At 62.2% G+C, this 12,098-nt stretch carries 12 protein-coding genes; 5 read left to right on the forward strand and 7 right to left on the reverse strand.

Going from position 1 to position 12,098, the window contains the following annotated elements; genetic code table 11:
* Nucleotides 1-81 precede the first annotated feature (81 nt).
* The 5 genes from ACODSV_RS34375 to def all read right to left on the reverse strand — a co-directional run bounded on the left by ACODSV_RS34375 (nt 82) and on the right by def (nt 4,644).
* On the reverse strand, nt 82-393 hold the full coding sequence (locus tag ACODSV_RS34375; RefSeq protein ID WP_150055407.1) for a tetratricopeptide repeat protein: 312 nt from the start codon (nt 391-393) through the stop codon (nt 82-84).
* An 18-nt stretch (nt 394-411) separates the two neighbouring features.
* Nucleotides 412-1,785, reverse strand: a complete 1,374-nt coding sequence (gene trkA / locus ACODSV_RS34380) for a Trk system potassium transporter TrkA (protein ID WP_024072567.1) — start codon at nt 1,783-1,785, stop codon at nt 412-414.
* A 22-nt stretch (nt 1,786-1,807) separates the two neighbouring features.
* Entirely contained in the window at nt 1,808-3,118 is a 1,311-nt protein-coding gene (rsmB, locus tag ACODSV_RS34385; RefSeq protein ID WP_150055406.1) for a 16S rRNA (cytosine(967)-C(5))-methyltransferase RsmB, read from the reverse strand.
* Nucleotides 3,115-4,068 (reverse strand): methionyl-tRNA formyltransferase, encoded by a 954-nt coding sequence (gene fmt, locus ACODSV_RS34390; RefSeq protein WP_102623671.1) that lies wholly within the window; start codon nt 4,066-4,068, stop codon nt 3,115-3,117. The genes rsmB and fmt overlap by 4 nt, the downstream gene beginning before the upstream one ends.
* Before the next feature lie 69 nt (nt 4,069-4,137).
* A complete protein-coding gene (gene def, locus ACODSV_RS34395; RefSeq protein ID WP_024072570.1) occupies nt 4,138-4,644 on the reverse strand; it encodes a peptide deformylase in 507 nt (168 codons plus the stop codon).
* A gap of 135 nt (nt 4,645-4,779) precedes the next feature.
* Between def and ACODSV_RS34400 the strand changes: the two genes are divergently transcribed.
* The 3 genes from ACODSV_RS34400 (at nt 4,780) to tsaC (ending at nt 7,326) form a co-directional block, all read left to right on the forward strand.
* Nucleotides 4,780-5,556: a hypothetical protein gene (locus tag ACODSV_RS34400; protein WP_024072571.1), complete on the forward strand. Its 777-nt coding sequence runs from the start codon at nt 4,780-4,782 to the stop codon at nt 5,554-5,556.
* A 63-nt stretch (nt 5,557-5,619) separates the two neighbouring features.
* Entirely contained in the window at nt 5,620-6,714 is a 1,095-nt protein-coding gene (gene dprA / locus ACODSV_RS34405) for a DNA-processing protein DprA (RefSeq protein WP_150055404.1), read from the forward strand.
* A 54-nt stretch (nt 6,715-6,768) separates the two neighbouring features.
* Entirely contained in the window at nt 6,769-7,326 is a 558-nt protein-coding gene (tsaC, locus tag ACODSV_RS34410) for an L-threonylcarbamoyladenylate synthase type 1 TsaC (RefSeq protein WP_024072573.1), read from the forward strand.
* 104 nt (nt 7,327-7,430) lie between these two features.
* Here tsaC and ACODSV_RS34415 read toward each other — a convergent pair whose 3' ends face one another.
* Nucleotides 7,431-8,408, reverse strand: coding sequence for an NADPH:quinone reductase (locus ACODSV_RS34415; protein WP_024072574.1), 978 nt, complete (start codon nt 8,406-8,408; stop codon nt 7,431-7,433).
* Between the two features lie 176 nt (nt 8,409-8,584).
* On the opposite strand from ACODSV_RS34415, the gene hemF reads away from it, so the two are divergent.
* Together hemF and aroE are read left to right on the forward strand one after the other, a co-directional pair.
* Nucleotides 8,585-9,517 (forward strand): oxygen-dependent coproporphyrinogen oxidase, encoded by a 933-nt coding sequence (hemF, locus tag ACODSV_RS34420; RefSeq protein ID WP_024072575.1) that lies wholly within the window; start codon nt 8,585-8,587, stop codon nt 9,515-9,517.
* Complete coding sequence (gene aroE / locus ACODSV_RS34425) at nt 9,517-10,335, forward strand: shikimate dehydrogenase (RefSeq protein WP_150095527.1); 819 nt, start codon at nt 9,517-9,519, stop codon at nt 10,333-10,335. The genes hemF and aroE overlap by 1 nt, the downstream gene beginning before the upstream one ends.
* Before the next feature lie 49 nt (nt 10,336-10,384).
* On the opposite strand, the gene ACODSV_RS34430 is transcribed toward aroE, so the two are convergent.
* Nucleotides 10,385-11,953, reverse strand: a complete 1,569-nt coding sequence (locus tag ACODSV_RS34430; RefSeq protein ID WP_024072577.1) for a SulP family inorganic anion transporter — start codon at nt 11,951-11,953, stop codon at nt 10,385-10,387.
* Nucleotides 11,954-12,098: the final 145 nt, after the last annotated feature.

The following is a 12,098-nucleotide window of genomic DNA, read 5'->3' on the forward strand; positions in this document are numbered from 1 at the left end:
CGATAGCGGCGGTTCAGCCAAATTTGCATTGGCTGACACCCTGCTATCGGGGGCAAGCCCCCTCCCACATTTGAGTTCCGCTCAAGCCTGGCGGTCGAGTTTTTTCAGGAATACCGTCATCTCTTTTTCGGCCTGTTTGTCGCCATGGGCCTGTGCCGCTTCAATGCCCTTCTCCCAGGCCTGTCGTGCAGCCGGATGATTGCCCAATCCGGCGTAAGACTTGCCCAGCAGCTTCCACGCCGCTGAATACTTCGGATCGAACTCGACACACTTGTGCAAATGCTCCGCCGCCTTGGCGTTGTCCTTCAAGTCCAGATAGCCCTTGCCCAGCCCAAAGCGCAGCAGCGCGTTATCCACACCCTTGGCGAGCATTTTTTCCAGGGATTCGAGCATGTCGGTCACTCCGGTTAATCAGAAAAAGCTCAACCCCACGTGGAACAGCTTCTCCACATCGCGGATATGTTTCTTATCCACCAGGAACAGGATCACATGGTCCCCGGTGGCGATCATCGTGTCGTCGTGGGCGATGATCACTTCTTCATCCCGAATGATCGCGCCAATGGTCGTGCCCGGTGGCAGGCCGATATCACGAATGGCTTTGCCAATCACCTTGCTCGACTTCGAATCACCGTGGGCAATCGCCTCGATGGCTTCCGCGGCGCCTCGGCGCAGGGAGTGCACGCTGACGATATCGCCACGGCGCACATGGGCAAGCAAGGTGCCGATAGTGGCCAGCTGCGGGCTGATAGCGATGTCGATATCGCCGCCCTGGATCAGGTCGACGTAGGCCGGGTTGTTGATGATGGTCATCACCTTCTTGGCCCCCAGCCTTTTGGCCAGCAGTGAAGACATGATGTTGGCTTCATCATCGTTGGTCAGGGCCAGGAAGATATCGGCGTCGGCAATGTTTTCTTCCATCAACAGGTCGCGGTCCGAGGCGCTGCCTTGCAGGACCACGGTGCTGTCGAGGGTGTCGGACAAATGCCGGCAGCGTGCCGGGCTCATCTCGATGATTTTTACCTGGTAGCGGCTCTCGATCGCCTCGGCCAAGCGCTCGCCGATCTGCCCGCCACCGGCGATGACGATGCGTTTATACGTCTCGTCGAGCCGACGCATTTCGCTCATCACCGCACGAATATTGGCTTTGGCGGCGATGAAGAAAACTTCGTCATCGGCTTCGATCACCGTATCGCCTTGGGGCAGGATCGGCCGGTCACGGCGGAAAATCGCCGCCACGCGGGTTTCCACATTCGGCATGTGTTCGCGCAGCTGGCGCAGTTGCTGGCCCACCAGCGGGCCACCGTAGTAAGCCTTCACCGCGACCAGTTGCGCCTTGCCGTCGGCGAAGTCGATGACCTGCAAGGCGCCAGGAATTTCGATCAGGCGCTTGATGTAGTGAGTCACCACTTGTTCGGGGCTGATCAACACGTCCACCGGGATCGCATCATTGTCGAACAGGCCGGCGCGGGTCAGGTACGCAGCTTCGCGAACACGGGCGATCTTGGTCGGGGTATGGAACAGGGTGTGGGCGACCTGGCAGGCGACCATATTGGTCTCGTCGCTGTTGGTGACGGCGACCAGCATGTCGGCATCGTCGGCACCCGCCTGACGCAGCACCGTAGGAAACGATGCACGGCCCTGCACAGTACGAATATCCAGGCGGTCGCCCAGGTTACGCAGGCGCTCGGCATCGGTGTCGACCACGGTGATGTCGTTGGCTTCGCTGGCCAAATGTTCGGCCAGCGTGCCACCGACCTGCCCTGCCCCGAGGATGATGATTTTCATCCGGTCACTCCCTTAAACCCATTCAGCCGCGTGCGGCGGCAATCTTGATCAGTTTGGCGTAGTAGAAGCCATCGTGTCCGCCTTGCTGTGCAAGCAGTTGGCGGCCATGGGGCTGCTTGATGCCGGCGCTCGTGGCGAGGTCCAGTTCGCGCGCACCGCTGGTGCGCGCAAGGAAGGCCTCGATGACCTCGGTGTTTTCGGTGGGCACCGTAGAGCAGGTGGCGTAGAGCAGGATGCCGCCGACCTCCAGGGTCGGCCACAGGGCGTCGAGCAGTTCGCCTTGCAGCACGGCCAGGGCGGCGATGTCGTCGGGTTGACGGGTGAGCTTGATGTCCGGATGGCGGCGGATCACACCGGTGGCGGAACACGGCGCGTCGAGCAGGATGCGCTGGAACGGTTTGCCGTCCCACCAGGTGGCGGTGTCGCGGCCGTCGGCGGCGATCAGCTCGGCGCTGAGCCCCAGGCGTGCGAGGTTTTCGCGTACGCGCACCAGGCGCTTGGCTTCAAGATCGACAGCTACTACACCGGCCAGGTCCTTTTCAACTTCGAGGATGTGACATGTCTTACCGCCTGGAGCACAGCAGGCGTCCAGCACGCGTTGGCCGGGAGCCAGGTCGAGCAGGTCGGCGGCCAGTTGCGCGGCTTCGTCCTGAACGCTGATCCAGCCTTCGGCGAAACCCGGCAGGCTGCGCACGTCGGTGGCCGCTTCCAGCACAATGCCGTCGGTGCTGTACACGCATGGCGTGGCGTTGATGCCTGCGTTCGTCAGCAATTGCAGATACGCATCACGGCTGTGATGGCGACGGTTGACCCGCAGGATCATCGGCGGGTGCGCATTGTTGGCCGCGCAGATGGCTTCCCATTGCTCAGGCCAGAAGGCTTTCAGGGATTTCTGTAGCCAGCGCGGGTGTGCGGTGCGCACCACCGGGTCATGCTCCAGCTCGGCCAGCAGCGCTTCGCTTTCGCGTTGGGCGCGGCGCAGTACGGCGTTGAGCAGGGCCTTGGCCCAGGGTTTTTTCAGTTTGTCGGCGCAACCAACGGTTTCACCGATGGCTGCGTGGGCCGGCACGCGGGTATAGAGCAACTGATAGAGGCCCACCAACAGCAGCGCCTCCACATCGGCATCGGCCGCCTTGAAGGGCTTTTGCAGCAGCTTGGCCGCCAGCGCCGACAAGCGTGGCTGCCAGCGCGCGGTGCCAAAGGCCAGGTCCTGGGTGAAACCGCGATCACGGTCTTCGACCTTATCCAGCTGGGTGGGCAGCGAACTGTTCAGCGAAGCCTTGCCGTTGAGCACGGCGGCCAAGGCCTTGGCGGCGGCCAGACGCGGGTTCATTGGGCTACCGCCCCGAGGATCGTGCCCAGGGAAAATTTCTCACGGCGACTGTTGTACAAATCGCTGAAATTAAGCGCCTTGCCACCCGGCAATTGCAGACGGGTCAGGCACAGCGCCTGCTCACCGCAGGCGACCAACAAGCCCTCTTTGCTGGCGCCGATGATTTCACCGGGGGCGCCTTTGCCGTTGGCCAGGGTGGCGGCCAGGACTTTCAAGGCTTCGCCATTGAGTGTGCTGTGGCAGATCGGCCACGGATTGAACGCACGCACCAGGCGCTCCAGCTCTACAGCCGGGCGGTTCCAGTCGATGCGGGCTTCGTCCTTGTTCAGCTTGTGGGCGTAGGTGGCCAGGCTGTCGTCCTGTACCTCACCCTGCAGGGTTCCGGCAGCGAGACCGGCAATGGCCTGGATCACGGCGGGCGGGCCCATCTCGGCGAGGCGGTCGTGCAGGCTGCCACCCGTGTCTGCGGCCGTGATCGGGGTGGTGACTTTGAGCAGCATCGGGCCGGTGTCCAAACCCGCCTCCATGCGCATGACGGTCACGCCGCTCTCGCTGTCGCCTGCTTCCACGGCGCGCTGGATCGGCGCGGCGCCGCGCCAGCGTGGCAGCAGCGAGGCATGGCTATTGATGCAACCGAGACGCGGGATATCCAGCACCACCTGCGGCAAGATCAAGCCATAGGCCACCACCACCAGCAGGTCCGGTTTCAGCGCGGCCAGTTCGGCCTGGGCATCGGCGTTACGCAGGGTTGGCGGTTGCAGCACGGGGATGTTGTGCTCGAGCGCCAATTGCTTGACCGGGCTCGGCATCAGTTTTTGCCCGCGCCCGGCCGGGCGATCCGGCTGGGTGTACACCGCGACGATGTCATAAGGGCTGGCGAGCAGCGCCTTGAGGTGTTCGGCGGCGAATTCAGGGGTACCGGCAAAAACAATGCGCAGTGGCTCGGTCATGGGCGTTCTCGGTTAAAAGCAGTCACAAAAGAAAAAGGCTTGCCGCAGCAAGCCTTTGGAAGAAGGGCATCAAGCTTGCTGGCGATGCTTTTTTTCCAGCTTTTTCTTGATCCGGTCACGTTTGAGCGTGGACAGGTAATCGACAAACAGTTTGCCGTTGAGGTGGTCGCATTCATGCTGGATGCACACCGCGAGGAGGCCTTCGGCGACCAGCTCGTAGGGGTTGCCGTCGCGGTCCAGGGCCTTGATCTTCACGCGCAGCGGGCGCTCGACGTTCTCATAGAACTCCGGCACCGACAGGCAGCCTTCCTGGTATTCGCCCATCTCGTCGGTCAGCGGCTCGAATTCGGGGTTGATGAACACCCGTGGTTCGCTGCGATCTTCCGACAGGTCCATGACCACGACACGCTGATGCACATTGACCTGGGTGGCGGCGAGGCCAATGCCCGGGGCTTCATACATTGTTTCAAACATGTCATCGACCAACTGACGAACCTTGTCGTCCACTACGGCCACCGGTTTGGCGATTGTGCGCAGGCGCGAGTCGGGGAATTCGAGGATGTTCAAAATAGCCATAAGCGTAATTGCTGCACATGTGAGGTAGAGGCAAATCGGCGTCGGGATGGACCCAGGCAGCCGGTGTGAAACGTTCGAAAGCCGCGAAGGCCAAGGCATTTCACGCGAACGCACATAATAAAGGAGATTCACCCCATGAGGAAATCGCTACTCGTCTTACTGCTGTGGGCCCCCTTCGCAATGGCCTTGCTGCCACCGTCCGGCCAGCGCCTGGACCCCGCCACGCAACAGGCCATCCAGCGTTTTTTGTTACATAACCGTATTCTCGATTCGCCCCAGGACCTGGACAACGCGCCGTACATTGTCGCGGCAGACGCGGGACGAGTGTTGGGCGCCAGTGGCGAGCGCGTGCATGCCAGGGGCGACCTGGATCCGACCCAGCCCAGCTATGGGATCTTTCGCCGGGGCAAGGTCTACACCGACCCCCAAACCCAGGAATGGCTGGGTATCAATGCCGACGATATCGGCACCGCACGCTTCATGATGGCCGGCGATCTCACCACCCTGGCTGTGCAACGGGTGACCCAGGAAGTGCGCCCCGGCGACCGCCTGCTGCGCAACCAGCCACCCGTTGAACTGGCCAACCTGGAGACGCCAACGGCGACGCCCTTTATCCAGGGGCAAATCATCGATATTCCCAAGGGCGTGAGCCAGATTGGCGTGCTGGACGCCGTGACCTTGAACAGAGGCCGCCGCGATGGTCTGGTCGAAGGCCATCTGCTAACGGTGATCAAAGCCGGTGCCAGCGTACGCGACGTCCTGACGGGCGCATCCGTGACACTTCCCGATGAGCGCGCCGGCACCCTGCTGGTGTTTCGCACCTATGAAAAGCTCAGTTATGGCTTGGTCCTCAGCGCTTCGCGTTCATTGGCTGTGATGGACCGTTTCGAGACTGCCCGTCAAACGCAATAAATAGCCTGCTAAATAAGTTACCAACAGAGTTATCCACAGCTTGTTCCGGTCAAGGATGATCCGATGTTTCCGATAAACCGCAGTGAAATTTCCCCGTCCGAACTGGAAGCGCGACTGCGCTTGCACAGGCTGCCGGAACTGGGTCCAAAGCGTTTTCGCCTATTGATCGAGGCATTCGGCTGCGCCTCGAAGGCGCTCAGCGCGCCCGCCAGTGCCTGGCGTTCCCTGGGGTTGCCGGCCATCAGTGGCGATGCCCGGCGGAGCCACGAAGTCCGCGATGGTGCCAGTGCGGCATTGGCGTGGCTGGGGCACCCGGCCCAGCATTTGCTGATGTGGGACCAACCTGAGTACCCCGCCCTGCTTGCCGAGATCGACGATGCACCGCCGCTGTTATTCGTTGCTGGCGACCCTTTTATCCTGGAAAAACCACAGCTGGCCGTGGTCGGCAGCCGCCGCGCTTCGCGCCCTGGAATGGACACTGCCGCCGCCTTTTCCCGCAGCCTGGCGAGCGCCGGTTTTGTCATCACCAGTGGCCTGGCCCTGGGCATTGACGGTGCGGCGCATCAAGCGGCATTGGATGTTGGTGGGCAGACAATTGGCGTGCTGGGCACCGGGCTCGAAAACTTTTATCCACAGCGCCACCGACGGCTCGCGGCGGCGATGATTGCCCAGGGCAGTGCCGTGGTTTCCGAGTTTCCACTCGATGCCGCGCCCCAGGCCGGTAATTTCCCTCGGCGCAACCGCATTATCAGCGGCCTGTCCCTCGGTGTGCTGGTGGTGGAAGCCAGCATGGCCAGCGGTTCGCTGATCACTGCACGGCTGGCGGCCGAACAAGGGCGCGAGGTGTATGCGATCCCGGGCTCCATTCACCATCCCGGGGCCAAGGGGTGTCACCAGTTGATCCGCGATGGCGCGGTGCTGGTGGAAACCATCGAGCACATCCTCGAAGGTTTGCGCGGCTGGCAGGCGTTGTCGCGCCCCGCGCCGATGCCGGTCACTCATCCGCTGGTGGCGTTGCTGCATGCGGCGCCCCACACCAGCGAAGCCTTGGCGATTGCCAGCGGGCGCCCCTTGCCCCAGCTACTGGCTACCCTGACCGAGCTGGAGCTGGAAGGTCAGGTGATCTGTGAAAGTGGGCGCTGGCTCGCGCGCTGCTAGGTTTTGTAACGAAGATCGGTAAACTGCGCAGAGCTTTAGTCCGGAGAGTGAGCAATGGTCAACAGGTGGCGTGTGCTGGAAGCCGCACGAGAAATTCGCGCAGGCGCGGTGATTGCCTATCCAACCGAGGCGGTCTGGGGCCTGGGCTGTGATCCGTGGAACGAAGACGCAGTGGACCGACTGCTGGCGATCAAGAACCGTTCGGTGGACAAGGGCCTGATCCTGGTGGCGGACACTATCCGCCAGTTCGATTTTCTCTTCGAAGATTTCCCGCAGGAATGGATCGACCGCATGGCCAGCACCTGGCCGGGGCCGAATACCTGGCTGGTACCCCACCAGGATTTGCTGCCGGAGTGGGTCACGGGTGTGCATGACACCGTGGCGTTGCGGGTCAGCGATCATCCGTTGGTGCGGGATTTGTGCGCGCTGGTGGGCCCGCTGATCTCGACCTCGGCCAACCCCCAAGGGCGCCCGGCGGCGCGTACGCGGATCCGGGTGGAGCAGTATTTCCGTGGCCAGGTCGACCTGGTATTGGGGGGCGCCCTGGGTGGGCGCAAGAACCCCAGCCTGATTCGCGATTTGGCGACCGGTGAGGTGGTGCGGCCTTCTTGAGACCTCGTCGCGGCCATCGGGAGCAAGCCCCCTCCCACATTTGACCGTGTTGTCATGATGGACAGGGTTCAAATGTGGGAGAGGGCTCGCCCTCGAAGAGGCCCTCAAGGCAACAGAATGGTCGACCCCGTGGTGCGCCGCGCCGACAACTCGGTCTGGGCCTTCGCCGCCTCCGCCAGCGGGAAGCGCTGGTTGATATCAATGCGCACCTTGCCGCTCTTGATCATCGAAAACAGATCATCCGCCATCACCTGCAGGTTCGCCGGATTGTTGGCGTAGGTCGCCAGGGTTGGCCGCGTCACGTACAGCGAGCCTTTGGCTGCGAGTATCCCCAGGTTCACCCCATCCACCGCGCCCGAGGCATTGCCAAAGCTCACCACCAGACCGCGTGGCGCCACGCTGTCCAATGAGGTCAGCCATGTGTCCTTGCCGACGCCGTCGTACACCACGGGCACCTTTTTGCCGTCGGTCAATTCCAGCACGCGTTGTGCGACGTTTTCCTTGCTGTAGTCGATGGTCTCCCAGGCGCCCAGGGATTTGGCCAGTGCGGCTTTCTCCGGCGAGCTGACGGTACCGATCAGCTTCACACCCAGGGCCTTGGCCCATTGGCACGCCAGGGAACCCACGCCACCGGCAGCGGCGTGGAACAGGATGGTTTCGCCCCCCTTCAACTCATAGGTCTGGCGCAGCAGATACTGCACGGTCAGGCCTTTGAGCATGGCGCCGGCGGCCTGTTCGAAGCTGATGTCGTCCGGCAGGTGCACCAGGTTGGCGGCGGGCAGCACGTGCAATTCGCTGTAGGCGCCGAGTGGGCCACTGCCGTAGGCCACGCGGTCACCGACCTTGAATTGGGTGACCTCACTGCCCACCGCATCGACGATACCCGCGCCTTCCGCACCCAGTCCCGATGGCAGGGCCGGCGGCGCATACAACCCGCTGCGGTAGTAAGTGTCGATGAAGTTCAGGCCAATGGCTTTGTTAAGCACTCGAACCTGCTGCGGCCCTGGCTCGGCCGGTGTGTAGTCCACATATTCAAGTACTTCGGGGCCGCCGTGGGCGCTGAACTGGATTCTTTTGGCCATCTGCACTTCTCCTGAGGTCGAAATCGCGTAGCCCCCTATCGGACTCCTAAGCTTGATCTTCGTCAACAGCGACGCACCTAAGTGCAGTGGTATGCAGGTGCAGTGGTATCCTGTGCGCCCATTTGCCGCCGACGCCGCATGGCCTCGCGTAGCTTTGCCCGATTCAAGGTGATGCCATGACTACCCGCACCGAGGCTGTAAAAGCCTACCTGCTTGACCTGCAAGACCGCATTTGCAGCGCCCTGGAAACCTTCGAGGCGGACACTCGTTTTATCGAAGACGCCTGGACCCGGCCAGCCGGCGGCGGCGGTCGCACCCGTGTGATCGAAAACGGTTCGGTGATCGAAAAAGGCGGCGTCAATTTTTCCCACGTGTTTGGCAGCGGCCTGCCACCGTCCGCCAGCGCGCACCGCCCCGAGCTGGCCGGTCGCGGTTTTGAGGCCCTGGGCGTATCGCTGGTGATCCACCCGCACAACCCTCATGTGCCGACTTCCCATGCCAACGTGCGTTTCTTCATCGCCGAAAAAGAAGGCGAAGAACCGGTGTGGTGGTTTGGTGGCGGTTTTGACCTCACGCCCTACTACGGCAACGAAGAAGATTGCATCCACTGGCACCGCGTCGCCGAGCAGGCCTGTGCGCCGTTTGGCCCGGATGTGTATTCACGCTACAAAGCCTGGTGTGACACCTACTTCCATATCAAGCATCGCAACGAACCGCGCGGCATTGGCGGCCTGTTCTTCGATGACTTGAACGAATGGGACTTCGACACCTGCTTCGCTTTTATCCGCGCCATCGGCGACGCCTACATCGATGCGTACCTGCCCATTGTGCAACGTCGCAAAGCCATGGCTTATACCGCGCAACAACGTGAATTCCAGGAATTCCGCCGTGGCCGCTACGTGGAGTTCAACCTGGTCTACGACCGCGGCACCCTGTTCGGCCTGCAATCGGGCGGGCGTACCGAATCGATCCTCATGTCGCTGCCGCCGCAAGTGCGCTGGAGCTACGACTGGAAAGCCGAGGCCGGCAGCGAAGAAGCGCGCCTTACCGATTACTTCCTGCAAGACCGCGACTGGCTCGGCGTTGCTACGCCTAAGGCGGCGGTTTGATGGATCGTTATGTGGTGTTTGGCAACCCCATCGGCCACAGCAAGTCGCCGTTGATTCACCGCATGTTCGCCGAGCAGACCGGCGAGCAACTGGACTACAGCAGCTTGCTCGCGCCGCTGGAGGATTTCATCGGTTGTGCCCGTGAGTTTTTCCAGCATGGCCGTGGTGCCAACGTCACCGTACCGTTCAAGGAGGACGCCTACCGCCTGGCCGACACCCTGACCGAGCGCGCCGAGCGTGCCGGCGCGGTGAACACCTTGAGCAAGCTGGCCGATGGCAGCTTGCTGGGCGATAACACGGATGGCGCCGGCCTGGTGCGCGACCTGACGGTCAACGCCGGGTTGAGCCTGCAAGGTAAACGCATCCTGTTGCTCGGCGCCGGTGGTGCGGTACGTGGCGCATTGGAGCCATTGCTGGCCGAGCGACCTGCCTCATTGATCATCGCCAACCGCACGGTGGAAAAAGCTGAAATGCTCGCCGAATTGTTCGACGACCTGGGCCCGGTGTCTGCCAGTGGTTTCGATTGGCTGCGTGAGCCGGTGGACGTGATCATCAATGCCACGTCCGCCAGCCTGTCAGGCGATGTACCGCCGATTGCCAGTAGTTTGATCGAGCCGGGCAAGACGTTTTGCTACGACATGATGTACGCCAAGGAACCGACCGCGTTCTGCCACTGGGCCACCGAACAGGGCGCGGCAGTGGCGATGGATGGCCTGGGCATGTTGGTGGAGCAGGCGGCGGAAGCATTCTTCCTGTGGCGTGGTGTGCGGCCGGATTCGGCGCCGGTGTTGGCCGAGTTGCGCCGCCAGTTGGCCTGACACTCAACAAACTGTGGGAGGTAAGCCCCTCCCACCTGTTTAACCGTATTCAGTCTTCGAAATGGATGGGGCATTGGTCGGCCCCTTCCAGTTTTTTCAACTCCTCCACCACCTGCGGCCTGGCGCGGCGCAGTGTCAGGCTACGCCCCAGCCCTCTTAAACGACGCGCCTCCTGGTGCAGCATCTCCACCCCGGAATAGTCGATAAAGTTGATCTGCTGCGCCTCGATCACTACCCGTACACCCTGCAAGCTTTGCAAGCGCACTTGCAGGTAATGGCTGGCGCCAAAGAAAATCGACCCGCCGACGCGCAACACATCTTCGTCCCCGTCACGCCATTGTTGAACCCGTGGCTGGGACGTGCGCTTGAGGTAGAAAAACAACGACGCCAACACCCCCGCATAAATCGCCGTTTGTAACTCCAGAAGCAAGGTGGCGACGCAGGTCAGGCTCATCACTACGAATTCTGCCCGGCTCACGCGGAACAACGCGCGAATACCCCGACGATCCACCAGGCCCCAGGAAATCAGCAAGATGCTGGCGGCCATGCTTGGGATCGGAATATGCGCGATCAGTGCGGCGCCGAACAGCGCAAACAAGGCCACCCATAAGGCGGAAAACACCCCTGCCAACGGCGAACAGGCGCCCGCCTCATAGCTGAGGCCAGAGCGGGTGAAGGAACCGGCTGACAAATACCCGGAGAAAAATCCACCAACGATATTGGATAAACCCTGCGCACGAACTTCCTGGTTGGCATCGAGCAGTTGTTGCGAGCGAGCTGACAGCGAACGGGCAATCGACAGGCTGGTCACCAGCCCCAGCATGCCCACCGCAACGGCGCTGGGCAGCAGGCGCAGGATCATGTCCGGATCCAGCGGCAACGGGCTGAACGGCGGCAGTTTGCCGATGAACGCGCTGACCCGCGCCACATGCCCGAACATCCCCGGCCACAGCCACGCCGCCAGGCTGCCCAAGGCCAGCGCGATCAGCAGCGTTGGCCAGCGAGGCACAAGGTATTTGAGCAACGCGCCCACCAGCAAAGTGCCGAGCCCGAGGGCGAGCGATGCGTGGTCCCATTCGCCGCTATGGTGGATCAGTGCGAGCAGGCTATTGATTGCCGTGGCCTGGCTCGGCAAATCCAGGCCCAGCAGATTAGGCAACTGCCCCAGGGCAATCACCACGGCGGCGCCCAGGGTGAAACCCAGCACCACCGAATGCGAGACGAAGTTCACCAGCGCGCCAAAGCGCAGCATGCCCAGCAACCACTGGAACAGCCCGGCCAGGAATGTCAGCAACAGGATCAGGGTGATGTAGTCCTGAGACCCGGGCACGGCCAAGGGGCTGACGCTGGCGTACAGCACAATGGAAATCGCCGCCGTAGGGCCACAGATCAAGTGCCAGGACGAGCCCCAGAGGCAGGCGATCAGTACCGGGATAATTGCGGCGTACAGGCCATATTCGGCGGGAAGACCGGCAATGAGGGCGTAGGCAATCGACTGCGGCAAGGCGAGGACGGCGCCGCTGAGCCCGACCATCGCGTCCCGACCGACGCTGGCTCGGGTTTGACGCGGCAGCCAGCTCAGGAAGGGGAAGAGTGTGTGGCGGTTGGGCCTGTGCATCGCAAACTCGGATAGAAAGGTTCGGGGCAGATTATCAGGTTGTGGCGAGCGGGCTTGTTGTGGTGGTCGGGCTTGCTGTGGTGATCGGGTTTGTTGTGGCGAGCGGGCTTGCCCCGCGTTGGGGCGCGAAGCGGCCCCAAAACCA

This window comes from Pseudomonas sp. FG86, from assembly GCF_057808775.1.

Bases quoted from the DNA above. Each gene is read 5' to 3' on its own strand.
- aroE (WP_150095527.1), top strand. From the start codon at position 9,517: ATGGATCGTTATGTGGTGTTTGGCAACCCCATCGGCCACAGCAAGTCG.
- rsmB (WP_150055406.1), bottom strand. From the start codon at position 3,118: ATGAACCCGCGTCTGGCCGCCGCCAAGGCCTTGGCCGCCGTGCTCAAC.
- hemF (WP_024072575.1), top strand. From the start codon at position 8,585: ATGACTACCCGCACCGAGGCTGTAAAAGCCTACCTGCTTGACCTGCAA.
- fmt (WP_102623671.1), bottom strand. From the start codon at position 4,068: ATGACCGAGCCACTGCGCATTGTTTTTGCCGGTACCCCTGAATTCGCC.
- trkA (WP_024072567.1), bottom strand. From the start codon at position 1,785: ATGAAAATCATCATCCTCGGGGCAGGGCAGGTCGGTGGCACGCTGGCC.
- ACODSV_RS34430 (WP_024072577.1), bottom strand. From the start codon at position 11,953: ATGCACAGGCCCAACCGCCACACACTCTTCCCCTTCCTGAGCTGGCTG.
- tsaC (WP_024072573.1), top strand. From the start codon at position 6,769: ATGGTCAACAGGTGGCGTGTGCTGGAAGCCGCACGAGAAATTCGCGCA.
- ACODSV_RS34375 (WP_150055407.1), bottom strand. From the start codon at position 393: ATGCTCGAATCCCTGGAAAAAATGCTCGCCAAGGGTGTGGATAACGCG.
- dprA (WP_150055404.1), top strand. From the start codon at position 5,620: ATGTTTCCGATAAACCGCAGTGAAATTTCCCCGTCCGAACTGGAAGCG.
- def (WP_024072570.1), bottom strand. From the start codon at position 4,644: ATGGCTATTTTGAACATCCTCGAATTCCCCGACTCGCGCCTGCGCACA.
- ACODSV_RS34415 (WP_024072574.1), bottom strand. From the start codon at position 8,408: ATGGCCAAAAGAATCCAGTTCAGCGCCCACGGCGGCCCCGAAGTACTT.
- ACODSV_RS34400 (WP_024072571.1), top strand. From the start codon at position 4,780: ATGAGGAAATCGCTACTCGTCTTACTGCTGTGGGCCCCCTTCGCAATG.